We start from the raw sequence: 25,509 nt of genomic DNA, 5'->3' as shown, positions 1-25,509 counted from the left end.
ACCCCAATCCTCCCCATCCCCGATGGGGAGGGGGACCATGCGAAGCATGGTGGAGGGGCAGGGCCCACGCGAACGGCGATCCCCCCTCCGTCAGGGCTCTACCGGGCCACCTCCCTTTGCGGGGGAGGAATGAGCATTACCGGTTGAGCCGCAGCCGCAACGCCACCGACTTGGCATGCGCGGGCAACCCCTCGGCATGGGCGAGCGCCACCGTCGCCGGACCCAGTTCCGCCAATGCCGTCTCGGTCAGCCCCAGAAAGCTGGTCCGCTTCATGAAATCGAGCACCGACAGCCCGCTGGCGAAGCGCGCCCGCCGCCCGGTCGGCAGGACATGGTTCGGCCCCGCGACATAATCGCCGATCGCCTCGGGCGTATGCCGTCCCAGGAACACCGATCCGGCATGGCGCAACCGGTCGAACAGTCCTTGCGGATCGTCCACCGCCAGTTCCAGATGCTCGGGCGCGAGGCGATCGACCAGCGGCATCGCCGCCTCCAGCGACCCGACGACGATGATCGCGCCGTTCGCGTCCCAGGCGGTGCGCGCGACGCTGGCGGTCGCCAGTTCGGGAATCTGCCGGTCGACCGCTTCGGCAACGCGGGTCGCGAAATCGGCATCGTCGGTGAACAGGATCGACTGGGTGACCGTGTCGTGTTCGGCCTGGCTCAGCAGGTCGGCGGCGATCCAGTCGGGGTCGTTCTTGCCATCTGCGACCACGACGATCTCGGAGGGGCCCGCTACCATGTCGATGCCGACCATGCCGTACACCTGGCGCTTGGCCTCGGCGACCCAGGCATTGCCGGGGCCGGTGACGACATCGACCCGCTGGATTCTCCCTGCGCCATAGGCCAGTGCGCCGATGGCTTGGGCGCCACCGACCCGCCACACCTCGTCCACCCCTGCCAGATGCGCGGCGGCGAGGACCAGATGGTTGATCTCGCCCTTGGGCGTCGGCGTGACCATGACCAGCCGCTCGACCCCCGCCACCTTGGCCGGAATCGCGTTCATCAGCAGCGAGGACGGATAGGCCGCCCGCCCGCCGGGGACATAGATTCCCGCCGCATCCACCGCCGTCCAGCGCGCGCCCAGCCGCACGCCCTGCGCATCGACATAGTCGGTGTCGGTCGGCTTCTGCTTCTCGTGATAGGCGCGGATGCGCGCGGCGGCGAGGTCGAGCGCGTGGCGGAGTTCGGGCTCCAGCGCCTCATAGGCGGCGCGGCAATCGGCGGGCTCGATCCGCCAGCCGCTCTCCGCCAGGTCATGGCCGTCAAACTGCCTGGTGAAGGCTGCCACCGCCGCCTCGCCATCGTCGCGGACCGCGCGCAGGATCACCTGCACGTCGCGCGCGACATCGGCATCGCTTTCGCGCCGGGCATCGACCAGTTCGTCGAACGCGGCGGCGAAACCCGGTTCCTGCGTATCGAGACGGATCATGCGGCGTGCCTTTCGGCCACGGCGCGGCGGAACGCCTCGACCAGCGGCACGACCTGCGCCCGCGTCTTCATCGCGGCGCGGTTGACGACCAGGCGCGAGGTGACTTCCTCGATCACCTCCACCTCGACCAGCCCGTTCTCCTTGAGCGTGCGGCCCGACGACACCAGGTCGACGATGCGCGGCGCCAGGCCCAGCGTGGGGGCCAGTTCCATCGCGCCGTTCAGCTTGACGCACTCGGCCTGAACCCCGCGGCGTGCGAAGTGGCGGCTGGTGATATGCGGATATTTGGTCGCGACGCGGACATGGCTCCATCCGCGCGGGTCGTCGCTTTCCGCCATTGCGGCGGGCTCCGCGACCGAGATGCGGCAATGGCCGATCTTCAGGTCGACCGGCGCATAAAGCTCGGAATAGCCGAATTCGGACAGTACGTCGGAGCCGACGATCCCCAGTTGCGCGGCACCATGGGCGACGAAGGTGGCGACGTCGAAGGCGCGGACGCGGATCAGCTCGATGCCCGGCACATCGGTCGCGAAGCGAAGCGCGCGGCTGTCCTTGTCGGTGAAGGCCGGTTCGGGCCGGATTCCGGCGGCGGCGAGCAGCGGCAGCGCCTCGGCCAGGATGCGTCCCTTGGGGACGGCGATGATGAGCGGCTGGACCATGAGGATCGGGGACTTACCCACCCCGGTGGGGGATCGCAATTCTTATCCTCCCCGGAACGGGGCGGGGGACCGCCGCGCAGCGGGGGTGGAGGGGGCATGCGGCAAAGTACGTCGCTTGCGGCGATGCCCCTCCACCACGCCCTGAAGGGCACGGTCCCCCTCCCCAAGCGGAGCTTGGGGAGGATTGGATCACACCTTGGCGGCGTAGATCATCCGGCCCGGACCGAGATTGGCGAACACCCGGTCCAGATCGCTTTCGCCGACCGCGAAGCAACCCTGGCTGCGGCCGAGCATGCCGTGCGTCTTGATCATGTCGCGATTGGCGTACCAGGCCGAATGCACCACGATCGCGCGACCCAGCGCGTTGTCGTTGGTCGGGTCCAGCCCGATCAGACGCTGCGACCGGCCATGTTTGCCGACATAATAATCGTCGGTCAGGAACGCGCCTTCCGAGCTGGCATTCGAGTTGAACGCGTTGGAAAAGCGCTGAAGATAGCCGCTGTGCGATGGGTCCGACCCGCTGCCGTGCGAGACGAGCAGCGAGGTGCTCTTGCCGCTGACCAGATCGACCAGATGGAGCCGGGGTTCGGACGAGCCGACCGCGAAATCGACGATCGCCATCCGGTCGCGCTGGCGCACCCGCGCGCCATGTTGTTGCAGCGAGGCCATCGCGGCCCGCAGCAGCGCCGGGCGAACCACCCGCGACGAGGCGAGGATCGGTTGCGCCGGAATGGGCGAGGGCATCGTCGGATGGCTGGGCAGCGGCGGCTGGCGAACGGGCCGCAAATCACCGGCCGTCAGCCGTTCGCGAGCACCTGCCGCCCCCGGAACCGCGAGCGCACCGGCCAAGACCAGCGCGTTCTTCAGCAGCGCGCGCCGACCCGGCGCAGCGTCCAGATTATCGAACATTATGATCCTTCAAACCCCAGAAATCCCGCGACTCCGATGTAGCAGAGAAGGGGCGGTTTTTCTCCCCGTCCCGTCTCGGTTGATCGCTTGGTTCCATCGATTCGGCGAAAGTTCCGCTCCAGCGCAAAAAATTTCGCTCGGCACAAATTGTCTATTGACGGGTTTAAGAAATTATGAACTCGCCAAGGAAAAGGGACATGAAGGCACTCGCTCTTGCCGCCCTGCTCGGCGTCACGACGCTGGGTTTCGCCGCACCCGCCATCGCCGAAGAGGGGCCGGGCACCGTCACGGTCGCCCAGGCCGCCGCCGCGCTGGCCCCCAACCGATTCGTCTGGACCGATTCGCAGATGACGGCGGTCGACCCGGTGGCGCAGCCGGTGACGGTCGTGGTCAGCCTGCCGATGCAGCGCGCCTATGTCTATCGTGGCGATGCGATGATCGCCGCCGCCTCGGTATCGACCGGCAAGGACGGCAAGGACACTCCGACCGGCGTTTTCCCGATCCTGCAAAAGCGCGAAATGCATCGCAGCAATCTTTATAACGACGCGCCCATGCCGTTCATGCAGCGGCTGACCTGGGACGGTGTCGCGCTTCATGCTGGCAACAATCCCGGTTTTCCGGATTCGCATGGTTGCATCCGCCTGCCGACCGCCTTTGCGAAGAAGCTGTTTGCCATAACTACGGTCGGCACGACGGTGATCGTCACCGATCAGATGGTTGGGGATCATTTCGATCCGGCGCTGCTGGAAACCGAAACGATGCAGGCGAATCGGACTCAGATGGCGTCGTTGGAGCGGTGAGGGTTGAGCGTGGCCCCTTCGACTGCATGCGAAGGCAGGCGATCAGGACAGGCTTCGACTTCGCTCAGGCTGAACGGACGTTGGATTGATCTCCGCCCCTCCGTTCGCGCTGAGCGAAGTCGAAGCGCACGGGATGACGTTTGGCCTATGCAACCAATCCCAACGCCCGCAACTGGGGCCGCAACGTCGCCTCATCGGTGAAGTGCAGCGCATGAATGCCCATCGCCGCCGCCGCGTCGATATTGGCGCGACTGTCGTCGATGAACACCGCCTCATGCGGCTCCAGCCCGAAACGGGCGAGCGCGAGAGCGTAGATGGCGGGATCGGGCTTCACCAGCTTTTCGGCCCCCGATACTACTACGTCGCGGAATCGGTCGAACAGCGCCGCTTCGCGCGCACGGAAGGGCAGCCAGAATTCATGGCTGAAGTTCGTGATCGCGAACAACGGCACGCCCGCCGAATCGAGTTCGGCGACCAGTTCGTGCATCCCCGGAATCGGATCGCCGATGCTGTCGTTGAAGCGCGGTCCCCAGGCGGCGATCAGGTCGCGATGCTGCGGATACAGCGCGATCAACTCCGCCGAGGTGTCGGCGAAGTCGCGTCCCGCATCATGCTGGAAATGCCATTCGGTCGTGACGACATCGCGCAGAAACGCATCGAGCGCCCGATCGTCCGCGATCAGGCGCTGATACAGGATCCGGGGATCCCAGTCGTACAGGACGCGACCGACATCGAAGATGACGGCGGTCGGCCGATCGGCACGCAGTCCGGGCAGGGTGCCCGTCCCGTTCGAATCGATCGGCATCAGGGCTGATTAGCCCTGGCGCGCCTTGAAACGACGGTTGGTCTTGTTGATGACATAGGTGCGGCCGCGACGGCGGATCACGCGGTTGTCCCGGTGGCGATCCTTGAGCGACTTCAGGGAATTGCGGATCTTCATGATCGATTCGCTTCTTTTGAACTGGAGGGTGATCTGGAAAGCGTCGCCGCCTAGTGACAAAGGGCCACCAAGTCAAGGTTGGGGGCATGACCGACTGGGGGATGACAGGCGCGTCACGATCCACACAGGCTCTTCCGCCGCCGGATCAACCCCCATATGTCATGCGTTGCCCATCCGTAACATCCTCCAAGGTGCTCCTGTCCATGAAAGCCCGTTCGCTCCTGATCCTCGCGGCCGCCGCCGGAACGCTGGCCGCCTGTTCCACCACGGGTGGGCGCCTGCCCCCGACCGAGGTGATTCGCTATCACCTGGGCGAGCCGATCGCGCGCGGCACGATCCGGGTCGAGCCGCTGTCCAACACCGGCCCCGCCAGCATCGAGTTCAAGACCTATGCCGCCGCCGTGGAAACCGCGCTTCTGCGCAACGGCTATTCGGTGGCGCAGGGTGATGCGCAGCCCGATTTCATCGCGACCGTCGCCTTCACCCGCGCCAACCGACTCGGCCCGCCGCGCCCCTCGCCCTTCTCGGTCGGTCTGGGGGGCGGCAGCTTCTCGGGCGGTCGCGGCGGCGGTGTCGGGCTGGGTGGCGGCCTGAGCTTCCCCATCGGCAAGAGCCGCCCGCAAGAGATCATCGGCACCGAATTGTCGGTCCAGATCAAGCGCCGCGCCGACCAGTCGCCCATCTGGGAAGGCAGCGCCCGCAACATCGCGCCGGTGCAGGCGCTGGCCCGGATCGATGCCCAGGCGCAAGCGGCGAAGCTGGCCGATGCGCTGTTCACCAAATTCCCCGGCGAGTCGGGCCGCACGGTCGAGGTGAAGTAAGGGCATGACGTTGACCATCAGTGCCGCGTTCGACGGCGGCAATATCCGCCTGGTCGGGATCGAGGGCGACCGTGTCGACCTGGAGATCATCGCCGACAAGGATTCGGACTTTTACCAGTGGTTCTATTTCCGCGTCGGCGGGGCGAAGGGGCGGACGCTCACCTTCCGCATCCTGAACGGCGCGGGGTCGGCCTTTCCGCAAGGTTGGCCCGGCTACCACGTCCGTGCCTCCACCAATCGGCGGGATTGGCGGATGACGCCGACGACCTATGCCGATGGCGTGATCGAATGGCAGTGGACGGGCGAGTCGGACCTGGTCTGGTTCGCCTATTTCGAGCCCTATACGATGGAGCGGCACCATGATCTGGTCGCCCGGATCGCGGCTCGGGGCGTCCATCATGAGGAGATCGGCCAGAGCCTGGACGGTCAGCCGATCGACTATTTCCGCTTTGGCGACGGCCCCAAACAGGTCTGGCTCTATGCCCGCCAGCATCCGGGCGAATCGATGGCCGAATGGTGGATGGAGGGTGCGCTCGACTGGCTGACCGGCCCGGCGGCGGCGGATCTGCTGGCGGCGGCGACCGTCCATGTCGTGCCCAACATGAACCCCGACGGCACGCGGCGCGGGCATCTGCGCACCAATGCGGCCGGGGTGAACCTCAACCGCGAATGGCATGACCCGACCCCGGAGCGCAGCCCGGAAGTGCTGTGCGTGCGCAATCGGATGGACCGGACCGGCGTCGACTTCGCCATCGACGCGCATGGGGACGAGGCGATCCCGGCGAACTTCATCGCGGGGTTCGAGGGGATTCCGAGCTGGACCGAGGAGCAGGGCGCCAAATTCTATGAATATGGCCGCCGCCTGGCCGCGCATACGCCCGATTTCCAGACCCAGATGGGCTATGAGAAGTCGAGCGCGGGCAATGCCAACCTCGCCATGTCGACCAACCAGCTGGCCGAGCGATTCGGCGCGGTGTCGGTGACGCTGGAAATGCCGTTCAAGGACCATGATCCGAACCCGGATGCGGTGCACGGCTGGTCGGGCGAGCGTTCGGCCAAGCTGGGCGTGTCGTGCCTGGAGGTGCTGTCCGGGTTGATCGCGGAGATTTGACGGGGTTTTGGGGGAGTCCTTGGTAAAGGGCTTCCCTTGGCCTTCGACTTCGCTCAGGCTGAACGGAGTGGGGGAATTCCAGCCAAGTAATCTAACCTCCGTTCAGCCTGAGCGAAGTCGAAGGCCACGCCCCGAACTACCGCCGAACCCCCTGTGCCGACAAATGCCGGTCCAGATCCGCGAGCACCCGCGCCAGCGCGTCCGCATCCCCCGCCTCGGCCCGCACGGTCAGCGCGGCTTGGGTATTGGAGGCGCGCAACAGCCACCAGCCATCCGCCGTCCGCACCCGGACGCCATCGGTATCGTTGACCTCCGCGCCGTCCCGGGCGAGCGCCGCCGCCACCCGCTCGACCAAGGCGAACTTGTCCGCCTCCGCCACCGCGATCCGCGTCTCGGGGATATCGACCGTCGCAGGCATCGCACCACGCAAGTCGGTCATCGATCGGCCCGCGAGATGCACCGCGCGGATCAGGCGGATCGCGGCGTAATGCGCGTCGTCAAAGCCGTACCATTCGCCCGCGAAGAACATATGGCCCGACATCTCGCCACCCAGCGGAGCACCGGTTTCAACCATTTTGGACTTCATCAGGCTGTGGCCGGTCTTCCACATCACCGGCTGGCCGCCCAGGCCTTCGATATGGTCGAACAGCGTCTGGCTGGCCTTTACATCCGCGACGATCGGCGCGCCGGGATGATCCACCAGGGCGGGGCTCGCCAGCAGCATCAGTATCTGGTCGCCCCAGATCACCCGCCCCCGACCATCGACCGCACCGATCCGGTCGCCATCGCCGTCGAAAGCGAATCCGAAATCGAGCCGCTTCTCGGCGACCAGTGCCCTCAGCGCCTCTAGATTGGCCTCGACCGTCGGATCGGGGTGATGATGCGGGAAATGACCGTCCACATCGGTGAACAGCGTGTGATGCTCACCCGGCAGGCGCTGGACCAGCTTTTCCACGACCGGCCCCGCCGCGCCACTGCCGCAGTCCCAGCCGATGCGGAACTCGCCGCCCGCATAGCCCGCCATCAGCCGGTCGACATAGGCGTCGAGAATGTCGCGATCCTCGACCACGCCCGCCCCTTGCGTCCAGTCGCGCGCGGCGGCCATGCGCGCCAGGTCCTGCACGTCCTCGCCGTAAAAGGGGTGATGGCGAAGGACCATCTTGAAGCCATTGTCGTCGCGGGGATTATGGCTGCCCGTTACCTGTACGGCACCGTCCACCCCTAGGGTCGCCTCGGCGAAATAGACCATCGGCGTGGGGCCCAGGCCCAGCCGGACGACGTCGACGCCGCTGTCGGTCAGCCCCTCGACTAGCGCGGCCTCCAGCGCGGGCGAACTCAGCCGCCCGTCACGCCCCACCGCGACGCGGGTGCCGCCCGCCCGCCGCACCCGTGTCGCGAAGCCCCGCCCGACCGCATAGGCCGCGCCTTCGTCCAGCGTCTCTGGCACGGTGCCGCGCACATCATATTCGCGGCAGGCGCTGGGGTGGATCGCGGCGACCCGCTCAACCATCACGGCGCGCCAGCAACAGGTCGCGCGCGGCATTGACCCGGCGCGTCAGGTCAGCCGAGCCGCCGCGATCGGGATGGACCTGCGTCACAAGCCGCCGATGCGCCTGTCGGATCGCGTCGGGATCGGCATTGGGCGGCAGGTCGAGGACCGCCAGCGCCTCCGCCTCGTCACGCGGCAGGCGGGGCCTGGGGGCAGACCTGGCGGGACGGGGCATATAGCGCCACACCAGCCAGATCACCGCCAGCGCGATCAGCCATTTCACGCTCCGAGCATCCGCCGCGCCGTCATGCCGCTGGGCTGGCGGCGGCAGCGGCGGCCTTCGCGTCGGGCGCTCCCTCTTCCGACCAAGCTTCGGGCAGTTGCAGCGCGGCCATCATCTCACGCAATTCCTGCCGCGCGGCGACATGGCCCAGCCCCATCGCGCCGAATTCGCGCGCGTCGATCATGGTCAGGCCATTGGGGAACATCTCGCGATAGATGACGCGCTCGCCCAGCCCCGGAATCACCCGGAAGCCGACCCGCCGCGACAATTGGAGCAGCGCGTCGGACACGCGGCGCATGTTGCGCGCCTCGATATGCTGGAGCCGGTTGCGCAGCACGACCCAGTCGATGGTAGTGCCGTCCGCCCGCGCCCGCTGCTTGCGCGCATCCCAGATCAGTTCGGAATAGAAGCTGGGGCGGGTCACCTGGAACGTCTCCGGGTCGACCTGTCCGATCAGGTCGAAATCGACGAAGCTGTCGTTCATCGGCGTGACCAGCGTGTTCGAAAGCGCCGCCGCGGTGCGCGCGAAATGGTCGTCGCGACCGGGCGTGTCGACGATCAGGAAGTCGGCGTCCTGCGAGAGACGGAACCAGAGCTCCTCGAATCCCTCCTCGGTCTGGCTGCTGTGCGTCGCGTGGACCGGCATGGGCAGGGCATGGCCGGTGCGCCGAATCGTCTCGGCCCGATTGTCGAGATATCGGCCCACGGTCCGCTGCCTGTGATCCAGATCAAGGCACGCCACGCGCGCACCCTTCGCGGCCAGAGCGATGGCCACGTGAACCGCCGTCGTCGATTTGCCAGTGCCACCCTTTTCATTGGCAAACACGATCACATGGGTTGAAGATAGCCGTTCCGGCAACTCGTCGCTTCCTTATTGATCCCCGTTGCCACCCTTCATAGAAGCCCTGGGCCTGGGGAACGAGGGGTAAAATCAGTGCAAGTCATTCGGGATCGCGAAGCCTTGGTCGCGGCGCTCGCCACCATGCGGGCCGAGGGCGCGCGCGTGGCGCTGGTGCCCACCATGGGCGCGCTCCATGCCGGTCACATCGCGTTGATCGAGGCGGCGAAGCGGCCGGGGACCAAGGTCGTCGCGTCGATCTTCGTGAACCCGAAGCAGTTCGGCGCGGGCGAGGATCTGGGCCGCTATCCCCGGCGTGAAGCGTCCGACCTGCGCATGCTGAACGAGGCGGGATGCGACCTGGTCTGGATGCCCAGCGTCGAGATCATGTACCCGGAGGGGCATGCGACCAACATTCGCGTCGCGGGCGTCAGCGAAGGCTTTGACGGCGAATCGCGCCCCGGCCATTTCGACGGGGTCGCCACCGTCGTCGCCAAGCTGTTCAACCAGATCGGCCCCGATGCCGCCTATTTCGGCGAGAAGGATTTCCAGCAGCTGGCGGTGATCCGTCGCATGGTCGCCGATCTCGACTTTCCGATCGAGGTGGTCGGCGTGCCGACCCAGCGTGAAGATGACGGCCTCGCTTTGTCGTCGCGCAACATCTATCTGGACGAGGAAGAGCGGGCCAAGGCCGTCGCGCTGCCCCGCGCGCTGGGCGTCGCGGCCCGCGCGATCGGGCGGGGCGAGGATGTCGCCACCGTTCTGGCCGATGCGCGCGCCACGCTGACCGCCGCCGGGTTCGAGGTGGATTATGTCGCGCTGGCCGATGCCGAGACGCTGGTCCCCGATCCCGCCGCCGACCGTCCCCGCCGCTTGCTGGCCGCCGCCCGCATGGGATCGGCCAGGCTGATCGACAATATCGCTATATCGGATGGTTAACGAGTTAACGAATTTGTGACCGTTTTGGCCATAGACTGACCCTCGGACACAGGATGTCCGGCAAAAGGGTGGGACATGGCCAATAGCAGCAAGTCCGCGCATTTCCTGATGGAAAGCCGGTATGCCGATCGGGTTGCGAGCGATGACGGCGCGACCCTGTACGATCTGGGGGTCGCCTATTCGACCGGGTCGGGCGGCACGGCCATCGACCTGATCGAGGCGCACAAATGGTTCAATCTGGCGGCGGTCGCGGGCTTCCTGCCCGGGCAGATCGCACGGACGGAAATCGCCGGCGACATGACCGCGCGTGAGATCGCCGAAGCGCAGCGTCAGGCCCGCGCCTTTCTTCAGGGCGGCATGCAGCAGATGCGCGCGGCCTGAACCCTCTCACGACCGCGCGTTGACTGCCCCGGCAGGGAAGGCCGGGATCAGCCTTCGCCCGCCGTCGCCTTGGGCGCCGTCTTCTTCGGGGCCGCCTTCTTCGCAGGAGCCTTTTTGGCCGGCGTCTTCTTCTCTGCTGATTTGGCAGGCGCCTTCTTGGCCGCCGCCTTTTTCGCCGGTTTCTTGCGCGCCGGAGCCGCCGCCGCCCGCGCGTCGATCAGTTGCGCGGCCTCTTCCAGCGTCAGCTGGTCCTTGTCGACCGTCTTGGGGATGGTCGCATTGGTCTCGCCATCGGTGACGTAAGGGCCATAGCGGCCTTCCATCAGCTTGATCTCCGCCTCGGTGCGCGGATGCTTGCCCAGTATCTTCAGCGGTTCGCGCGACGCCGTCGTGCGCGCCCCGCGTCCGCCGCCCGCTGCGGCTTCGGCCAGCTTGACCACGGCGGCGTTCATGCCCGTCTCGAACACCTCGGCGGTCGAGGTCAGGCGCGCATATTTGCCGCTATGCGCCAGATAGGGGCCATAGCGCCCGATCGACGCGGTGATCGGCTCGCCCGTTTCCGGGTGGTTGCCGATGGTGCGTGGCAGGCTGAGCAGCTTGAGCGCCCATTCCAGATCAAGATCGACATCCTTAGGGATCGAAGCGCGCTTGGCGTCCTTGCCCTCGCCCAGCTGGATATAAGGGCCGAATCGCCCGGACTTGCGCTCGACCGGCAGCCCGGTCTCGGGGTCCTGGCCCAGCGTTTCCGGCCCCGAATCCTCGCCCGCGCCTTCGCCGCCCTGCGCGAATCGGCGGGTGAACTTGCACTCGGGGTAATTGGAGCAGGCAATGAACGCGCCAAATCGACCGCCGCGCAACGCCAGCTTGCCCTCGCCGCAATTGGGGCAAAGGCGCGGGTCCGATCCGTCCGCCTTTTCCGGGAAGAGATAGGGCGCGAGAAACTGGTCCAGTTCGGCGGTGATCGCCGAGGGCTGCTGCTCCATCACCTCGGACGTGCGCGGCTTGAAGTCGCGCCAGAAGGCGTCGAGCACCGCCTGCCACTGGGCGCGGCCGCCGGACACGTCGTCCAGCTCCTCTTCCAGTTCGGCGGTATAGTCGTAGCCGACATATTTCTCGAAGAAGCGCTCGAGGAACGCCGTCACCAGCCGCCCGCTCTCCTCGGCGAAGAAGCGGTTCTTCTCGACCCGCACATAGGCCCGGTCCTTCAGCGTCTTGATGATCGAGGCATAGGTGGACGGACGCCCGATGCCGAGTTCCTCCATCCGCTTGACCAGCGACGCCTCGGAGAAGCGCGGCGGTGGCTGGGTGAAGTGCTGCTCGGCCTTCACTTCCTTCTTCGCGGGCGCATCGCCCTCGCGCAGGCGGGGGAGGCGGCGCGCCTCTTCATCCTGGCTGTCGTCCTGGCCTTCTTCATAGAGCGCCAGATAGCCGGGGAAGAGCACCACCTGTCCGGTCGCGCGCAGAACATGGCGGCCGGTGCCGTCGGCCATGTCGATGGTGGTCCGCTCCATCCGCGCCGACGCCATCTGGCTGGCCAGAGCGCGCTTCCAGATCAGGTCGTAGAGGCGGCCATGATCCCCCGAACCCGCACGATCGCGCGAGAAATCGGTCGGGCGGATCGCCTCGTGCGCTTCCTGGGCGTTCTTGGCCTTGGTCTGGTAAACGCGCGGCTTGTCGGGGACATAGGAGGCGTCATAGCGCTCGGCCACGGCTTTCCGCGCCGCCGAGATGGCCGATCCATCCATCTGGACGCCATCGGTCCGCATGTACGTGATCGCGCCGTCCTCATAGAGTTGCTGCGCGATCCGCATGGTGTGATCGGCCGAGAAGCCCAGCTTGCGCGCGGCTTCCTGTTGCAGCGTCGAGGTGGTGAAGGGCGGCGGCGGGTTGCGCGTCGCGGGCTTGGTTTCGACCGACTGGACCTGGAAACGGCCCGCCTCGACATCGGCCTTGGCGCGGGTCGCGTCGCCTTCATTGCCGATCGACAGGCGGTCGAGCTTCTTGCCCTCCCACTGGACCAGGCGCGCGACGAAGGGCGTGCCGTCCTGCTCCATATCGGCGGTGACCGACCAATATTCCTGCGGCCGGAACGCCTCGATCTCGCGCTCGCGCCCGACGATCAGGCGAAGCGCGACCGACTGGACGCGGCCCGCCGACTTGGCGCCGGGCAGCTTGCGCCACAGCACCGGCGACAGGGTGAAGCCGACCAGATAGTCGAGCGCCCGGCGCGCGCGATAGGCATCGATCAGGTCGGTATCCAACTCGCGCGGATTCTGCATCGCGTGGAGGATGGCGGGCTTGGTGATCGCGTTGAACGTCACCCGCTCCACCTTGTCGGGCAATGCCTTGCGGTTCTTCAGCACTTCCTGGACGTGCCAGGAAATTGCCTCGCCCTCGCGATCAGGGTCGGTGGCGAGGATCAGGCGGTCGGCCTTCTTGGCCTCGTCGGCGATCGCCTTGAGCTGGCGCGCCTTGTCCGCGTAATTTTCCCACTCCATCGCGAAATTCTGGTCGGGGTCGACCGAGCCGTCCTTGGGCGGCAGGTCGCGGACGTGACCATAGCTCGCCAGGACGCGGTAGTCCGAACCCAGATATTTCTCGATGGTCTTCGCCTTGGCGGGCGATTCGACGATGACAAGCTGCATGAGTGGTAAAACTACGTCCCTTACGTGTGTACGCGAGGATGGGGAGGGGGCGGGGGGCCGTCAAGCGGGGTTGGTTCGAGTGTAGCGGGTGTCGGGGCGTGGCCTTCGACTTCGCTCAGGCGGAACGGAGCCTGGGATATAGGTCGCACATACCACCACCCGTTCCGCCTGAGCGAAGTCGAAGGCCACGCGATGCGCTTACCCCAGCGCCACCCGGCCCCCGGCATGGCGCTCCAGTCGTCCGGCCAGTTCCAGTTCCAAGAGGATCGTCTGGACGATCGCCGGGGGGCGCCCGCTCTGGCGGATGAGTTCGTCGACCGTCACCGCCACCGGGCCGAGCAGGTCGGTGACGCGGGCGCGGTCGGCATCGCTCGCCTCTTGGGGAAGCGGCGGCGTATAGATGCTGCCCGGTGCGCGGACCATGCGCGGGTCGATGGGGCGGATCTGTTCCAATATATCCCCCGCCGACTGGATCAGCGTCGCGCCCTCCCGGATCAGCATGTTGCAGCCTTGCGCGCGCGGATCGGCGGGGTGGCCGGGCACCGCCATGACCTCTCGCCCCGCCTCGCCCGCCAGCCGGGCGGTGATGAGCGAGCCGGAACGCGGCGCGGCCTCGACCACCACCGTCCCTTGTGCCAGCCCTGCGATGATCCGGTTGCGCGAGGGGAAATGGCGCGCCAGCGGCTGCGTCCCCGGCGGCTGTTCGGCGATCAGCAGGCCGCGTGTCGCCACTTCCTCCTGCAACCGCGCGTTTTCGGGCGGGAAGGCGATGTCGATGCCGCTGGCGATGACGCCGATCGTCCCGCCCTCCAGCGCGCCGATATGCGCCGCCGTGTCGATCCCGCGTGCGAGGCCGGAGGTGACGGGGACGCGGTGCGAGGCCAGATCGTGCGCCAATCCGCGCGCGAAGCGGCAGGATGCGGCGGAGGCATTGCGGGCACCGACCAACGCCACCCCGCCGCGCTGCGCCAGCCCCATGTCGCCGCGCACGATCAGCGCGGGCGGGGCGGTATCCAGCTCTGCCAGCAAAGTGGGATAGTCGGCCTCGCCCAACAGCACATGCCGTGCGCCAAGCCGTCCGACCGCCTCGATCTCCCGGGCGATCAGCGCGGGATCGGCAGCCTTGGGAGCCTCGCCGCCGCCGCGCCGGGCAAGACTGGGCAGCGCCTCCAGCGCCGCCGCCGCATCGCCGAAGCGCGCCATCAATTGCCGCCAGGTGACGGGCCCGATGCCGTGCGTCCGCAACAGCCGAAGCTGCGCGAACCGGGCGTCGCTCACGGCTTCTTGCGACCGATGCGCGGCTCGGTCCCAGCGAGCAACCGCTCGATATTCGCGCCATGTTTCCAGATGACGATCAGCGCCAGCGCGATCAGCAGGAGGACCAGGTCGAACCGCCCCATCACCGCCGCGGCGAGCGGCGCACTGATCGCCGCCGCCATTCCGGCCACCGCCGAGATGCGGACGATGGCGAGCAGCCCCAGCCACACCACCGCATAGACGACACCTAGCGGCCAGTAGAGCGCGGTGACGACGCCCATCAGCGTGGCGACACCCTTGCCGCCCCGGAATTTCAGCCAGATCGGATAGCAATGGCCGATGAACGCGGCGGCCGCCGCCAGCACTTCCTCACCGGGCAGCCAGTGGCGGACGATCAGCACGGCGGCGACGCCCTTCAACAGGTCGAGGATCAGGGTCGCGGCGGCGAGTCCCTTGCGGCCCGTGCGCAACACGTTGGTCGCGCCGATATTGCCCGAACCGAGCTTGCGCAGATCGCCCGCGCCCGTGGCCCGCGTCAGGATGATGCCGAAGGGAATCGATCCCAGCAGATAGCCGATCAGCAAGGCCCAGGTCGGCGGCCCCCAGATGATTTCGGTCGGCAATAGTCTTCCCCTGTGCTCCGGGTACAGACATAGAACATCGGCCATCGCCTGTCCAATCCGGCGACATGCTGGTTTCGTTCGGCCAAGCCGCTTACAAGGCCGCGATGAGCGACGTGCGACCCATTTTGTTCTTCGATTCCGGCGTCGGCGGGCTGTCGATCGCAGGCCCTGCACGCGCGGCGTTGCCGACCGCGCCCTTCGTCTATGTCGCAGATAGCGCGGGCTTTCCTTATGGCGAGAAGAGCGAGGCGGAGATTGCGGGGCGCGTTCCCGCGCTGCTGGGGCGGCTGGCGGAGCGGTATCGACCGCGCCTGATCGTGATCGCGTGCAACACCGCCTCGACCATCGCGCTGCCCGCCGTGCGCGCCGCGCTCGATCTGCCGGTAGTCGGCACGGTGCCCGCGATCAAGCCTGCCGCCGCGATGAGCGAGACGCGGACCATCGGCGTGCTCGGCACCCGCGCGACGGTGCGGCAGGCCTATGTCGACGATCTCGCGACACGGTTCGCGGGCGATTGCCGGGTGATCCGGCATGGCTCGGCGGAACTGGTCGAACTGGCCGAGGCGAAATTGCGGGGCGAACCGCTGTCGCGCGAGTCCTTCGTGGCGGTGCTGGACGGGCTGTTCGGGCAGGAGGGGGGCGAGGCCATCGACGTGATCGTCAATGCCTGCACCCATTTCCCGCTGGTCGAGGCGGAACTGGCCGCAGCGTCGCCCCATGCGGTGCGCTTCGTCGATGGCGGGCCCGGAATCGCGCGGCGAATCGCGTTCCTCACCCAGGGGCAGGACTGGCCCGACTCGGCGGGCGAGGGTGTGGCGGTGTTCACGCATCTGGGCGACCGCGAGGCCGCGTTGCGACCGGGACTGGCGGCGCGGGGCTTTTCGCGCATCGAGGCGCTGTAAACCGCCCATATCCCAGGCCCGGCATTCTAATCGCCACCACCTCCGTTCGAGCTGAGCGACGTCGAAGCCCAAGGGAAAGCCTTGCCGCGAACCCATCCCATGCACTTCGACTTCGCTCAGTGCGAACGGCGGCATGCCTGACCGGAGGTGGGGTAGGGGGCGGAGCGTTGCGAACCGTCCGCATCAGGAACCGATCACCCCTTGGGACAATATGTCCACCATGATCGATCACAGTAAGCGCAGTTCCCGACTCGATTCATTTACGTCTTCGGCCTACATTGCGACCCCATGAGCATCGAGGGCACGGACGCGCGCGTGGATTATTCCCGCGTCTTCACCCAGGCGATCGACCGCCTGCACGCCGAGGGACGTTATCGCGTCTTCATCGACATTTTACGCAACAAGGGCATGTTCCCCAATGCCCGGTGTTTCGCCGGGCATAACGGACCCAAGCCGATTACGGTCTGGTGCTCCAACGACTATCTGGCGATGGGACAGCATCCCAAGGTCATCGCCGCGATGGAGGAAGCGCTGCACGATGTCGGCGCAGGGTCCGGCGGCACGCGCAACATCGGCGGCAACACGCATTACCATGTCGATCTGGAAGGCGAACTCGCCGACCTGCACGGCAAGGAAGCGGCTTTGCTGTTCACCAGCGGCTATGTCTCCAACGAGGCGACGCTGGCGACGCTCGCCAAGATCCTGCCGGGCTGTGTGATCTTCTCCGACGAACTGAATCACGCCTCGATGATCGCGGGGATCCGCAATTCGGGGTGTGAGAAGCAGGTGTTCCGCCACAACGACCTGGCGCATCTGGAGGAGTTGCTGGCGGCGACCGATCCGGCGGTGCCCAAGCTGATCGCGTTCGAGAGCGTCTATTCGATGGAGGGCGATGTCGCCCCGATCGCGGCGATCTGCGACCTGGCCGACAAATATAATGCGCTGACCTATCTGGACGAAGTGCACGCGGTCGGCATGTACGGCCCGCGCGGCGGCGGTATCTCGGAGCGCGACCAGGTCGCCCACCGGCTGACCGTGATCGAGGGGACGCTGGGCAAGGCGTTCGGGGTGATGGGTGGCTATATCGCGGCCGACCGGATGATCGTCGACGTGATCCGTTCCTATGCGCCGGGGTTCATCTTCACCACCTCGCTGTCGCCGGTGCTGGTCGCGGGCGTGCTGGCGAGCGTGCGCCACCTCAAGCAAAGTTCGGTCGAGCGCGAGGGCCAGCAGGCCGCCGCCGCGAAGCTCAAGGCGATGATGCGTGAGGCAGGGCTGCCCGTCATGCTGGGCGAGACGCATATCGTGCCGGTGATGGTCGGCGACCCGGTCAAGGCGAAGAAGATCAGCGATATCCTGCTCGCCGAATATGGCGTGTACGTGCAGCCGATCAACTACCCGACCGTGCCGCGCGGCACCGAGCGCCTGCGCTTCACGCCGGGGCCCGCCCATGACGAAGCAATGATGGCGGAACTGGTTTCGGCGCTGGTCGAGATTTGGGAGCGACTCGAGTTGAAGATGGCAGCGTAAGGATTACCCTTCCTCTCCTGGCAGGGGATCGTTGCGAAAGTTCACCTTCCAATCCTCTCACGCACCACCCCGGCGAAGGCGGGGGTCCAGTTGGGAGCCGATTAGGGTCATTTACGATCATCCCGGAACTGGATCCCGGCCTTCGCCGGGATGGTGCGGGTGGAGTTTCGCAGAGGAATCCTCGCCGGGGAGGATCAAGGTTATTTCTTGCAATAACCCTCGCCGGTCTTCACGGTCAGGCACTGTGTCTTGCCCGCCAGATATTTCAGCCCCGTCGCATCGCCATTGGTGGGGCGTAGCGTCTCGCGCACGCCGTTGCGCTCGAACACGATGGCATCGCCCACCGCATCGCCCTTGAACGCGCCCTTATGGTCGAGGTCCCATTGCATCTCCAACCGGTAACGGCCCGGTGTCGCGGCGTGCCTGATGGTGAGATACATCCCCTCCACCCCGATCCAGCGACCGACATAGTCCGGGGCCTTGGCCTTGGGCATGCCGGTGAAGGTCGATCCGTCCCCCGCCGGACCCGCCGTGGCGGTCGCGCCGGGCCCCCCGACCGAGGCGGCGGCGGTGTTGTTCACGACTTCGGGCGTTTCGCGCGAGCAGGCGGTGACGGCGATCAGGGCGGACAGGATCAGGATGCGCTTCATCTCGCGCAGAACCGCCTTACCCCGCCCCATGTTCCGCGACCGAAGGGGTAGCCATCCGCTCCGAGCGCGCGTAAAGGCGCACCCATTCCATTCCTACCCCGTCAGGAGCGCCCGTCCCATGCGCATCGCGATCGCATCCGATCATGCCGCCGTCTCGTTGAAGACCGTGCTGGCGGACTGGCTGCGTGGTGAGGGGCATGAGGTGCTCGACCTCGGCACCGATGGCACCGCGAGCGTCGACTATCCCGATTTCGGCCGGGCGGTGGGCGAGGCGCTGGCCGATGGTCGCGCCGAGCGCGGCGTGGCGCTGTGCGGCTCGGGTATCGGCATTTCGATCGCCGCCAACCGCAACCCCGCCTGCCGCTGCGCGCTGGTGTCCGAGCCTTTGTCGGCCGCGCTCGCCCGCCAGCATAACGACGCCAACGCCATCGCCATGGGCGCGCGCGTCATCCGCGAGGAAATGGCCAAGGCCTGTCTGCAAGCTTTCCTGTCCACCCCGTTTGAGGGCGGACGTCATCAGCGTCGCGTCGACATGCTGTCCGCCGCGCCCGCCCAGAATTGAACGCCCGAGGATACGCACCCCATGAGCACGCTTAACGACGTCCAGCCCGCCGGTTTCTTCACCCGCACCCTGGCCGATGCCGACCCCGCCGTCTTCGCCGGTGTGTCCCACGAACTGGAGCGCGAGCAGACCCAGATCGAGCTGATCGCCAGCGAGAACATCGTTTCCAAGGCGGTCATGGAGGCGCAAGGCTCGGTCTTCACCAACAAATATGCCGAGGGCTATCCGGGCAAGCGCTATTACCAAGGTTGCGCCCCGTCGGACGAGGTCGAGCAGCTTGCGATCGACCGCGCCAAGCAGATTTTCGGTTGCGACTTCGTCAACGTCCAGCCGCATTCGGGCGCGCAGGCGAATGGTGCGGTGATGCTGGCGCTGGCCAAGCCCGGCGACACGATCATGGGCCTGTCGCTCGATGCGGGCGGGCACCTGACCCACGGAGCCAAGGCGGCGCTGTCGGGCAAGTGGTTCAACGCGGTCCAGTATGGCGTCGATCCCGAAACGCACCTGATCGACTATGACGAAGTCGCCCGGATCGCGCGCGAGAGCCAGCCCAAGATCATCATCGCGGGCGGATCGGCCTATCCGCGCGTCATCGACTTTGCCAAGTTCCGCGCCATCGCGGACGAGGTCGGCGCCTATTTCATGGTCGACATGGCGCATTTCGCGGGCATCGTCGCGGGCGGCCTGCACCCGACCCCGTTCGGCCATGCGCATGTCGTGACGACGACCACGCACAAGACCCTGCGCGGTCCGCGCGGCGGCATGATCATGACCAATGACGAGGCCATCGCGAAGAAGATCAATTCGGCGGTCTTCCCCGGCCTTCAGGGTGGCCCGCTGATGCACGTCATCGCCGCCAAGGCGGTCGCGTTCGGCGAGGCGCTCCAGCCCGAATTCAAGACCTATATCGCGGCGGTCGTGGAGAATGCCCGCGTGCTCGCGGCGACGCTCCAGTCGCGCGGGGCGAACCTGGTGGCGGGCGGCACCGATACGCATCTGGCGCTGGTCGACCTGACCCCGCTGGGCATCACCGGCCGCGACGCCGACGAGGCGCTGGAGCGCGCGGGCATCACCTGCAACAAGAACGGCATCCCCAACGATCCGCTGCCCCCGATGAAGACCAGCGGCATTCGCGTCGGCTCGCCTGCCGGGACCACGCGCGGTTTCGGCCCTGCGGAGTTCGAGCAGATCGGCCATATGGTCGCCGATGTGCTCGACGGTTTGAAGGCCAAGGGCGAACATGGGGACCCGGAGGTCGAGGCGAACGTTCGTGCCCGTGTGCGTGAGCTTTGCGCGCGCTTTCCGATCTATCAGGGATAAGGACGTTACCGATGGCCAAGATCGACCAGAAGATTTCCGAAGTCCAGAACGACATCAAGTCGACGCCGGGCCTGGGCAAGAGCATGGCGAAATGGGGCGCGCTCGGCGCCGTGGTCGCGATCCCGGTGCCGTTCGTCGGCCCGGTCCTGGGCGCGGCGGCGGGTGCCGGCTACGCCTATTTCAAGGCAAAGAAGAAGGCCTGAATGCGCTGCCCCTTCTGCGGCCATGAAGACAGTCAGGTAAAGGACAGCCGCCCCACCGAAGATGGGGCGGCCATCCGCCGTCGCCGCCAGTGCGAAGGCTGCGGCGCGCGCTTCACCACCTTCGAGCGCATCCAGTTGCGGGAACTGTTCGTGCTGAAGAGCGAGGATCGGCGTGAGCCGTTCGACCGTGAGAAGCTGCTTCGGTCCATCGCCATCGCCACGCGCAAACGCCCGATCGATCCGCTGCGGGTGGAGAAGCTCGTGTCCGGCATCCAGCGCCAGTTGGAAACCAGCGGCGAGGGCGAAGTGTCCTCCAAGCGCATCGGCGAGATGGTGATGGAGGGGCTGAAAGGTCTCGATTCGGTCGCCTATATCCGGTTCGCCAGCGTGTACCGCGAGTTCGGCGAGGCTAAGGATTTCGAGGCGTTCGCGGGGACGGTGGAAGAGGTCGCGCCCAAGGGGGAGTAGGCGTGTGGCGAGCGTTCGGGCGTGGGCTTCGACTTCGCTCAGCCTGAACGGCTGTGGGGATTTCGGGCTTGGCAAAAACAGCCGTTCGGGCTGAGCGAAGTCGAAGCCCAAGGGAATGCCTTGCCCCCAACCATTGTCGCGATAGCATCGGGCGATTGGTCGATGGGAACCGGGCAAGATGGCCTTCTACTGCTACATCCTCCGCTGCTCGGACGGCAGCTTCTACACGGGCCATACCGACAATCTCGAACACCGCATCGCCCAGCATCAATCCGGCGACCTCCCCTGCTACACCCAGACCCGCCGCCCGGTGGAACTGGCCTGGACCCAGGACTTCCCCACCCGCCACGAAGCCCTGACCGCCGAACGCCAGATCAAAGGCTGGTCCCGCACCAAGAAGCAGGCCCTGATCGCATCGGACTGGACGACACTCAAAGAAGCCGCGATACCGCGCTCCGAACGTGCCCTTCGACTTCGCTCAGGGCGAACGGAAGATTGATTTTGTCGAACAGCCAACCCCCCGTCATCGTCTTGGTCCGCCCGCAACTCGGTGAGAATATCGGCAAGGCCGCGCGCGCCATGCTCAATTTCGGGCTGGTCGAGATGCGCCTCGTCACGCCCCGCGACGGCTGGCCCAATCCGCAGGCCGGGCCCGCGGCCTCGGGTGCGGACATCGTGCTGGAACAGGCCAAGGTCTTTGAGAGCGTCGCCGAGGCGGTTGCCGATTGCTCGCAGGTCTATGCCACCACCGTCCGCAAGCGCGGCGTGACCAAGCCGGTCGTCACGCCGGAAGAGGCCGCGCGCGAAATCCATGCCGATACGACCGGCCGCGCCGCCTTCCTGTTCGGCCCGGAGCGCTCGGGACTGGAGACCGACGACGTGGCGATCGCGCGCAAGATCGTCACCGTGCCGATCAACCCGGAATTCGGCAGCCTCAATCTGGCGCAGGCGGTGATCCTGATCGCCTATGAATGGTCGAAGGGCATGGCGCTGGCCCAGCCGCCCGAGGTCGCATTGCCGGAGGTCGCGCCGCAGGGGGAGCTGGACGGGATGATCGGCCAGTTGGAGGATATGCTCGACGGCGCGGGCTATTTCTTCCCGGAGGATCGCACGCCCGCGACCAAGCGCACGCTGCGCACCCTGCTCACCAAGCCGAGCTGGTCGAGCCAGGAAATCCGCACGTTGCGCGGGGTGCTCTCGACGCTGGCGCGGCCCCGCCAGCGGTAAGGGGGCAAATCCCAAAGCCCCGTTCAGCCCGGTAACCATCCCTCCGTTCGGGCTGGGCGAAGTCGAAGCCCACGCCGATCGGGGTGTTCGGCGGAGCTTGTCCCTTGGGCTTCGACTTCGCTCAGCCTGAACGGAGATTGGGGAAGGGCGCCGTTACCCGCGCGTCCGGTCGAACGTCGCCAGTTCATAGGCGATCGATCCCTCGACCAGCGTTTCCCACATCTCCGCGATTACCGCCTCGGGCACACCCAGCCGCTTCGCCTCGGCGCGCGCCTGTTCGATCACCTGGGTCTTGCGGTCCTCGTCGCGCACCCGGTCGCGGGTCGGTTTGATCCGCGCGGCGGCATCCATATAGGCGAAGCGGCGCGCCAGCAGTGCGACCAACTCACGGTCGGTCTGGTCCACGCCTGCGCGGACCTCCGCCATGGTCGTGCAATCGGGTCCGGCGAGGATCTGAGTCATGGGAAGGGCTCTGCCGGGCGGCGTCCCTGCTGTCCAGCCCGGCTTGCGATGGGGCGACGGATCGCGTTAGCTTGCCGAACATGCTGTTCCGACGGGAGATAGGACGATGCTGACCGGTTTGCTGTTGCTGGCCCTGACGGGGCAGGAGGTTCAACCGACGCCCGCGCCGCCCAAGGTGAAGGACAAGGAAAGGACGATCTGTCGCAGTGAGGGGACCACGGGATCCCGGCTGGGCGGACGTCGCGTCTGCCACACGCGCGAGGAGTGGGACATGATCGCCGCCAATGCGCGCAAGGATGTCGAGGATGCGGCCAGTCGCATGACCACCGCACAGGGCAACTGACCCCCGCTTCGCTTGACTCGGGTGGGCCTGTCCGCTAGGCGCGCCCCTTCGCAATTGCCCCCGCATCCCGGTGAAGCGGTGGGCCTGCGCTCGTCCCACAAAGACGGGCATGGTGCGATACCGGGACCAACGTCGTTCGTAGTTGCTAAGGAATATACATGTCGAAGCGTCAGAGCGCGAAGTACAAGCTCGACCGCCGTATGGGCGAGAACATCTGGGGTCGTCCCAAGAGCCCGGTCAACAAGCGGGAATACGGCCCCGGCCAGCACGGCCAGCGTCGCAAGGGCAAGATGTCGGACTTCGGTCTGCAGCTTCGCGCCAAGCAGAAGCTGAAGGGCTATTATGGCGACGTGACCGAGAAGCAGTTCAAGGCCTGCTACCAGGAAGCCGCCCGCATGAAGGGCGATACCTCGCAGAACCTGATCGGCCTGCTCGAGCAGCGTCTGGACATGATCGTGTACCGCGCCAAGTTCGCGCCGACGATCTTCGCCGCGCGCCAGCTGGTCAGCCACGGTCACATCCGCGTCAACGGCGTGAAGTGCAACATCGCGTCGCGTCGCTGCTTCGTCGGCGACGAAATCTCGCTGGGCTCGAAGGCGACCGAAATGGCGCTGGTCATGGAAGCGCAGCAGCTCGCTGAGCGTGAAGTGCCCGACTACGTCACCGCCGACGGCAACACCAAGGTCGCGCTGACCCGCATCCCGACCCTGGACGAGGTGCCCTATCCGGTGAAGATGGAACCGAACCTGGTCGTCGAATTCTATTCGCGCTAAGTTTCGGGTCCTACCGAATGCGAAGAGGCGGTCCTTCGGGGCCGCCTTTTTTCGTTTCGCGTCGCCCTGTCCCCGCTATTCTGGCTGCTTGTTCTGCACGATCGCGACGATGACGGCGGCCGCCATTCCCAGAGGGAAGAACAGGCCGAACTTGCCGAACAGCAGGCCGACAAAGCCGAATATGACCAGCACGGCCGGAGGTGACAGCTTTTTCATATCGCCAGACTGAAGCCCCCGCCGCCCTTTGGCAAGCTTGCCCTGAACCCCGACGCCGGGCACAAGGCGAGCATAACAAAGGGGAAGTTCATCATGCGCCGTCTGGTCCTATTGTCCCTTCTGCTATCGGGCACCGCCATGGCGCAGGACAGGCCCGCCATTTCGGTCGATACGCTGAAAACGGTCACGCAAACCCTGTCCTCCGACGAATATGAAGGGCGCGCACCCACCACCCCCGCCGAGGACAAGACGGTCGCCTACATCATCGACCGTTTCCAGAAGGCGGGGCTGAAACCCGGCAACAAGGGAAGCTGGACCCAGGACGTGCCGATGGTCGAGATCACCGCCACCGACGTCCAGCCCTTTACCGTCAAGGGCAAGGGCGCGCCGATCCCGCTCGCCTATCGCACCGACATGGTCGTCGGCACCTATCGCGTGACCCCGCGCATCGATCTGGCGAACAGCGAGATGGTCTTCGTCGGATACGGCATCACCGCGCCCGAAAAGGGCTGGGACGATTATGCCGGGGTCGATGTGCGTGGCAAGACGGTGGTCATCCTGGTCAATGACGCCGACTGGCAGACCATGGGGCGCGAGGGCCCGTTCGAGGGGCGGGCGATGACCTGGTATGGCCGCTGGCCGTACAAGTTCGAGAATGCCGCCAAACATGGCGCCGCCGCCGCGCTGATCGTGCACCAGACCGAACCGGCGGCCTACCCCTGGGCGGTGGTGCAGTCGTCGTGGACCGGGCCGCAACTCGAACTGGACGAGGCGGGCGACCATATGGACCAGAGCCAGGTCATCGGCTGGCTGCAACAACCGATGGCCGAGCGCATTCTGAAGGCGGCGGGCAAGGATCTCGCCACGTTGACCAAAGCGGCGCAGACCAAGGGGTTCAAGGCGGTGCCGCTGGGCCTGACCCTGTCGGGCGGCTTCACCAACGCGATCCGGCGTCAGGCGTCGAAGAATGTCATCGGCCTGCTGCCCGGCACCACCGAGTCGGGGGATTATGTCCTCTATTCCGCGCATTGGGATCATCTGGGCCGCTGCGACGCGGTGGACGGCGACGATATCTGCAACGGCGCGCTCGACAATGCGAGCGGCGTGGCGGGCCTGGTCGCGCTGGCCGAGGCGCAGGCCAAGGCGGGGCCGGCGAAGCGCTCCATCGCGTTCCTGGCGGTGACGGCGGAGGAAAGCGGCCTGCTCGGCTCGGGCTATTATGCGCAGCATCCGGTCTTCCCGCTCGCCCGCACGGTCGGCGGGGTGAACATGGACGGGCTGAACGTCACCGGCCGATCGAAGGACTTCGTTCTGGTCGGCAAGGGCAAGTCCGAGATCGAGGATCTGGCCAAGGGGCTGGTCGGCGCGCAAGGCCGCTATATCGGTGAGGAAGCGAACCCGGAGCGGGGCAGCTATTACCGCTCCGACCATTTCTCCTTCGCCAAGCTGGGCGTGCCGATGCTCGACGGCGGGTCGGGACAGGACAAGGTGATGGGCGGCGTCGCGGCGGGCAAGAAGGCGAGCGAGGACTATGTCGCGCACCGCTATCACAAGCCTGCCGACGAATATGATCCCAACTGGGATTGGTCGGGCGCGGTCGAGGATTTGACGGTCTATTATCAATTGGGCAGGACGCTGGCGGACCGGCCGGGCCTGTGGCCCAACTGGTATCCCACCGCCGAATTTCGCGGTATCCGCGATCAAAGCAGGAAGAATGCCCAGTGAC

The 25,509-nt window shown here is 66.5% G+C and carries 30 protein-coding genes; 16 read left to right on the top strand and 14 right to left on the bottom strand.

Annotation, left to right across the window (positions count from 1 at the left end; all coding sequences use genetic code 11):
* Window positions 1-136: 136 nt before the first annotated feature.
* From hisD to SM191_RS01975, 3 genes are all read right to left on the bottom strand, one after another.
* Entirely contained in the window at window positions 137-1,432 is a 1,296-nt protein-coding gene (hisD, locus tag SM191_RS01985; protein ID WP_341504736.1) for a histidinol dehydrogenase, read from the bottom strand.
* On the bottom strand, window positions 1,429-2,091 hold the full coding sequence (gene hisG / locus SM191_RS01980) for an ATP phosphoribosyltransferase (protein WP_306997747.1): 663 nt from the start codon (window positions 2,089-2,091) through the stop codon (window positions 1,429-1,431). Before hisG ends, hisD begins: the two co-directional genes overlap by 4 nt.
* Window positions 2,092-2,280: 189 nt before the next feature.
* Entirely contained in the window at window positions 2,281-3,000 is a 720-nt protein-coding gene (locus tag SM191_RS01975) for a murein L,D-transpeptidase catalytic domain family protein (protein ID WP_306997749.1), read from the bottom strand.
* A gap of 197 nt (window positions 3,001-3,197) precedes the next feature.
* On the opposite strand from SM191_RS01975, the gene SM191_RS01970 reads away from it, so the two are divergent.
* On the top strand, window positions 3,198-3,800 hold the full coding sequence (locus SM191_RS01970; RefSeq protein WP_341504735.1) for a L,D-transpeptidase family protein: 603 nt from the start codon (window positions 3,198-3,200) through the stop codon (window positions 3,798-3,800).
* Window positions 3,801-3,945: 145 nt separating this feature from the next.
* Here the strand turns inward: SM191_RS01970 and SM191_RS01965 are convergent, their stop codons facing one another.
* Both SM191_RS01965 and ykgO read right to left on the bottom strand, forming a co-directional pair.
* Window positions 3,946-4,605, bottom strand: coding sequence for an HAD family hydrolase (locus tag SM191_RS01965; RefSeq protein WP_341504734.1), 660 nt, complete (start codon window positions 4,603-4,605; stop codon window positions 3,946-3,948).
* A 9-nt stretch (window positions 4,606-4,614) separates the two neighbouring features.
* Window positions 4,615-4,740 (bottom strand): type B 50S ribosomal protein L36, encoded by a 126-nt coding sequence (gene ykgO / locus SM191_RS01960; RefSeq protein WP_003046794.1) that lies wholly within the window; start codon window positions 4,738-4,740, stop codon window positions 4,615-4,617.
* A 203-nt stretch (window positions 4,741-4,943) separates the two neighbouring features.
* On the opposite strand from ykgO, the gene SM191_RS01955 reads away from it, so the two are divergent.
* Both SM191_RS01955 and SM191_RS01950 read left to right on the top strand, forming a co-directional pair.
* The gene (locus SM191_RS01955) at window positions 4,944-5,561 is read left to right on the top strand and encodes a DUF4136 domain-containing protein (protein ID WP_341504733.1); all 618 of its coding nucleotides are present in this window, start codon (window positions 4,944-4,946) and stop codon (window positions 5,559-5,561) included.
* A gap of 4 nt (window positions 5,562-5,565) precedes the next feature.
* On the top strand, window positions 5,566-6,672 hold the full coding sequence (locus SM191_RS01950; protein ID WP_341504731.1) for a M14 family metallopeptidase: 1,107 nt from the start codon (window positions 5,566-5,568) through the stop codon (window positions 6,670-6,672).
* Between the two features lie 136 nt (window positions 6,673-6,808).
* Here SM191_RS01950 and pgmG read toward each other — a convergent pair whose 3' ends face one another.
* The 3 genes from pgmG to SM191_RS01935 are packed head-to-tail and all read right to left on the bottom strand — an operon-like array spanning window position 6,809 to window position 9,303.
* Window positions 6,809-8,182: a phosphoglucomutase/phosphomannomutase PgmG gene (pgmG, locus tag SM191_RS01945; protein WP_341504730.1), complete on the bottom strand. Its 1,374-nt coding sequence runs from the start codon at window positions 8,180-8,182 to the stop codon at window positions 6,809-6,811.
* Window positions 8,175-8,444 (bottom strand): DnaJ domain-containing protein, encoded by a 270-nt coding sequence (locus tag SM191_RS01940; protein WP_341504729.1) that lies wholly within the window; start codon window positions 8,442-8,444, stop codon window positions 8,175-8,177. Before SM191_RS01940 ends, pgmG begins: the two co-directional genes overlap by 8 nt.
* A 22-nt stretch (window positions 8,445-8,466) precedes the next feature.
* Entirely contained in the window at window positions 8,467-9,303 is an 837-nt protein-coding gene (locus SM191_RS01935; protein WP_341504728.1) for a division plane positioning ATPase MipZ, read from the bottom strand.
* A gap of 75 nt (window positions 9,304-9,378) precedes the next feature.
* Here SM191_RS01935 and panC point away from each other — a divergent pair, with 75 nt between their 5' ends.
* Window positions 9,379-10,221, top strand: a complete 843-nt coding sequence (panC, locus tag SM191_RS01930) for a pantoate--beta-alanine ligase (RefSeq protein WP_341504727.1) — start codon at window positions 9,379-9,381, stop codon at window positions 10,219-10,221.
* Between the two features lie 75 nt (window positions 10,222-10,296).
* Entirely contained in the window at window positions 10,297-10,602 is a 306-nt protein-coding gene (locus SM191_RS01925) for a hypothetical protein (RefSeq protein WP_341504726.1), read from the top strand.
* Between the two features lie 47 nt (window positions 10,603-10,649).
* Here SM191_RS01925 and topA read toward each other — a convergent pair whose 3' ends face one another.
* From topA to plsY, 3 genes are all read right to left on the bottom strand, one after another.
* Window positions 10,650-13,247 (bottom strand): type I DNA topoisomerase, encoded by a 2,598-nt coding sequence (gene topA, locus SM191_RS01920; protein ID WP_341504725.1) that lies wholly within the window; start codon window positions 13,245-13,247, stop codon window positions 10,650-10,652.
* A gap of 198 nt (window positions 13,248-13,445) precedes the next feature.
* Window positions 13,446-14,525, bottom strand: a complete 1,080-nt coding sequence (dprA, locus tag SM191_RS01915) for a DNA-processing protein DprA (protein WP_306997767.1) — start codon at window positions 14,523-14,525, stop codon at window positions 13,446-13,448.
* Entirely contained in the window at window positions 14,522-15,127 is a 606-nt protein-coding gene (gene plsY, locus SM191_RS01910; RefSeq protein WP_341504724.1) for a glycerol-3-phosphate 1-O-acyltransferase PlsY, read from the bottom strand. Before plsY ends, dprA begins: the two co-directional genes overlap by 4 nt.
* Window positions 15,128-15,231: 104 nt before the next feature.
* On the opposite strand from plsY, the gene murI reads away from it, so the two are divergent.
* Together murI and hemA are read left to right on the top strand one after the other, a co-directional pair.
* Complete coding sequence (gene murI / locus SM191_RS01905; protein WP_341504723.1) at window positions 15,232-16,029, top strand: glutamate racemase; 798 nt, start codon at window positions 15,232-15,234, stop codon at window positions 16,027-16,029.
* Between the two features lie 288 nt (window positions 16,030-16,317).
* Window positions 16,318-17,559 (top strand): 5-aminolevulinate synthase, encoded by a 1,242-nt coding sequence (gene hemA, locus SM191_RS01900; protein WP_341504722.1) that lies wholly within the window; start codon window positions 16,318-16,320, stop codon window positions 17,557-17,559.
* 200 nt (window positions 17,560-17,759) lie between these two features.
* On the opposite strand, the gene SM191_RS01895 is transcribed toward hemA, so the two are convergent.
* A complete protein-coding gene (locus SM191_RS01895; protein WP_341504721.1) occupies window positions 17,760-18,239 on the bottom strand; it encodes a hypothetical protein in 480 nt (159 codons plus the stop codon).
* Window positions 18,240-18,327: 88 nt separating this feature from the next.
* Here SM191_RS01895 and rpiB point away from each other — a divergent pair, with 88 nt between their 5' ends.
* From rpiB to SM191_RS01865, 6 genes are all read left to right on the top strand, one after another.
* The gene (rpiB, locus tag SM191_RS01890) at window positions 18,328-18,771 is read left to right on the top strand and encodes a ribose 5-phosphate isomerase B (RefSeq protein ID WP_341504720.1); all 444 of its coding nucleotides are present in this window, start codon (window positions 18,328-18,330) and stop codon (window positions 18,769-18,771) included.
* Between the two features lie 21 nt (window positions 18,772-18,792).
* A complete protein-coding gene (glyA, locus tag SM191_RS01885; RefSeq protein WP_341504719.1) occupies window positions 18,793-20,091 on the top strand; it encodes a serine hydroxymethyltransferase in 1,299 nt (432 codons plus the stop codon).
* A gap of 11 nt (window positions 20,092-20,102) precedes the next feature.
* Window positions 20,103-20,294 carry a hypothetical protein gene (locus SM191_RS01880; protein WP_306997776.1) on the top strand — a complete coding sequence of 64 codons (192 nt, stop codon included), beginning with the start codon at window positions 20,103-20,105 and terminating at the stop codon, window positions 20,292-20,294.
* Window positions 20,295-20,762, top strand: a complete 468-nt coding sequence (gene nrdR, locus SM191_RS01875) for a transcriptional regulator NrdR (protein WP_306997778.1) — start codon at window positions 20,295-20,297, stop codon at window positions 20,760-20,762.
* A 178-nt stretch (window positions 20,763-20,940) separates the two neighbouring features.
* Window positions 20,941-21,261: a GIY-YIG nuclease family protein gene (locus SM191_RS01870; protein WP_341504718.1), complete on the top strand. Its 321-nt coding sequence runs from the start codon at window positions 20,941-20,943 to the stop codon at window positions 21,259-21,261.
* Between the two features lie 2 nt (window positions 21,262-21,263).
* Entirely contained in the window at window positions 21,264-21,989 is a 726-nt protein-coding gene (locus SM191_RS01865; RefSeq protein WP_341504717.1) for an RNA methyltransferase, read from the top strand.
* Window positions 21,990-22,142: 153 nt separating this feature from the next.
* Here the strand turns inward: SM191_RS01865 and SM191_RS01860 are convergent, their stop codons facing one another.
* Window positions 22,143-22,451: a chorismate mutase gene (locus SM191_RS01860; protein ID WP_341504716.1), complete on the bottom strand. Its 309-nt coding sequence runs from the start codon at window positions 22,449-22,451 to the stop codon at window positions 22,143-22,145.
* Window positions 22,452-22,557: 106 nt separating this feature from the next.
* On the opposite strand from SM191_RS01860, the gene SM191_RS01855 reads away from it, so the two are divergent.
* Window positions 22,558-22,794 (top strand): hypothetical protein, encoded by a 237-nt coding sequence (locus SM191_RS01855; protein ID WP_341504715.1) that lies wholly within the window; start codon window positions 22,558-22,560, stop codon window positions 22,792-22,794.
* Window positions 22,795-22,952: 158 nt separating this feature from the next.
* Entirely contained in the window at window positions 22,953-23,567 is a 615-nt protein-coding gene (gene rpsD, locus SM191_RS01850; protein WP_042490485.1) for a 30S ribosomal protein S4, read from the top strand.
* A gap of 75 nt (window positions 23,568-23,642) precedes the next feature.
* Here rpsD and SM191_RS01845 read toward each other — a convergent pair whose 3' ends face one another.
* Window positions 23,643-23,783 carry a hypothetical protein gene (locus SM191_RS01845; RefSeq protein WP_341504714.1) on the bottom strand — a complete coding sequence of 47 codons (141 nt, stop codon included), beginning with the start codon at window positions 23,781-23,783 and terminating at the stop codon, window positions 23,643-23,645.
* A gap of 93 nt (window positions 23,784-23,876) precedes the next feature.
* Between SM191_RS01845 and SM191_RS01840 the strand changes: the two genes are divergently transcribed.
* On the top strand, window positions 23,877-25,508 hold the full coding sequence (locus SM191_RS01840) for a M28 family peptidase (protein WP_341504713.1): 1,632 nt from the start codon (window positions 23,877-23,879) through the stop codon (window positions 25,506-25,508).
* Window position 25,509 lies beyond the last annotated feature (1 nt).

The sequence above is a fragment of the Sphingomonas sp. 2378 genome (genome assembly GCF_038084995.1).
GTDB lineage: Bacteria > Pseudomonadota > Alphaproteobacteria > Sphingomonadales > Sphingomonadaceae > Sphingomonas.
The sequence above is the reverse complement of the archived record's forward strand: the minus strand, read 5'-3'. Positions and strand labels throughout refer to the sequence as shown.

Bases quoted from the DNA above. Each gene is read 5' to 3' on its own strand.
- ykgO (WP_003046794.1), bottom strand. From the start codon at position 4,740: ATGAAGATCCGCAATTCCCTGAAGTCGCTCAAGGATCGCCACCGGGAC.
- SM191_RS01975 (WP_306997749.1), bottom strand. From the start codon at position 3,000: ATGTTCGATAATCTGGACGCTGCGCCGGGTCGGCGCGCGCTGCTGAAG.
- nrdR (WP_306997778.1), top strand. From the start codon at position 20,295: ATGCGCTGCCCCTTCTGCGGCCATGAAGACAGTCAGGTAAAGGACAGC.
- rpsD (WP_042490485.1), top strand. From the start codon at position 22,953: ATGTCGAAGCGTCAGAGCGCGAAGTACAAGCTCGACCGCCGTATGGGC.
- SM191_RS01895 (WP_341504721.1), bottom strand. From the start codon at position 18,239: ATGGGGCGGGGTAAGGCGGTTCTGCGCGAGATGAAGCGCATCCTGATC.
- SM191_RS01955 (WP_341504733.1), top strand. From the start codon at position 4,944: ATGAAAGCCCGTTCGCTCCTGATCCTCGCGGCCGCCGCCGGAACGCTG.
- SM191_RS01855 (WP_341504715.1), top strand. From the start codon at position 22,558: ATGCTGACCGGTTTGCTGTTGCTGGCCCTGACGGGGCAGGAGGTTCAA.
- rpiB (WP_341504720.1), top strand. From the start codon at position 18,328: ATGCGCATCGCGATCGCATCCGATCATGCCGCCGTCTCGTTGAAGACC.
- SM191_RS01925 (WP_341504726.1), top strand. From the start codon at position 10,297: ATGGCCAATAGCAGCAAGTCCGCGCATTTCCTGATGGAAAGCCGGTAT.
- topA (WP_341504725.1), bottom strand. From the start codon at position 13,247: ATGCAGCTTGTCATCGTCGAATCGCCCGCCAAGGCGAAGACCATCGAG.
- SM191_RS01880 (WP_306997776.1), top strand. From the start codon at position 20,103: ATGGCCAAGATCGACCAGAAGATTTCCGAAGTCCAGAACGACATCAAG.
- SM191_RS01970 (WP_341504735.1), top strand. From the start codon at position 3,198: ATGAAGGCACTCGCTCTTGCCGCCCTGCTCGGCGTCACGACGCTGGGT.
- murI (WP_341504723.1), top strand. From the start codon at position 15,232: ATGAGCGACGTGCGACCCATTTTGTTCTTCGATTCCGGCGTCGGCGGG.
- SM191_RS01870 (WP_341504718.1), top strand. From the start codon at position 20,941: ATGGCCTTCTACTGCTACATCCTCCGCTGCTCGGACGGCAGCTTCTAC.
- hisD (WP_341504736.1), bottom strand. From the start codon at position 1,432: ATGATCCGTCTCGATACGCAGGAACCGGGTTTCGCCGCCGCGTTCGAC.
- SM191_RS01840 (WP_341504713.1), top strand. From the start codon at position 23,877: ATGCGCCGTCTGGTCCTATTGTCCCTTCTGCTATCGGGCACCGCCATG.
- SM191_RS01965 (WP_341504734.1), bottom strand. From the start codon at position 4,605: ATGCCGATCGATTCGAACGGGACGGGCACCCTGCCCGGACTGCGTGCC.
- hisG (WP_306997747.1), bottom strand. From the start codon at position 2,091: ATGGTCCAGCCGCTCATCATCGCCGTCCCCAAGGGACGCATCCTGGCC.
- SM191_RS01860 (WP_341504716.1), bottom strand. From the start codon at position 22,451: ATGACTCAGATCCTCGCCGGACCCGATTGCACGACCATGGCGGAGGTC.
- pgmG (WP_341504730.1), bottom strand. From the start codon at position 8,182: ATGGTTGAGCGGGTCGCCGCGATCCACCCCAGCGCCTGCCGCGAATAT.
- glyA (WP_341504719.1), top strand. From the start codon at position 18,793: ATGAGCACGCTTAACGACGTCCAGCCCGCCGGTTTCTTCACCCGCACC.
- hemA (WP_341504722.1), top strand. From the start codon at position 16,318: ATGAGCATCGAGGGCACGGACGCGCGCGTGGATTATTCCCGCGTCTTC.
- SM191_RS01950 (WP_341504731.1), top strand. From the start codon at position 5,566: ATGACGTTGACCATCAGTGCCGCGTTCGACGGCGGCAATATCCGCCTG.
- SM191_RS01845 (WP_341504714.1), bottom strand. From the start codon at position 23,783: ATGAAAAAGCTGTCACCTCCGGCCGTGCTGGTCATATTCGGCTTTGTC.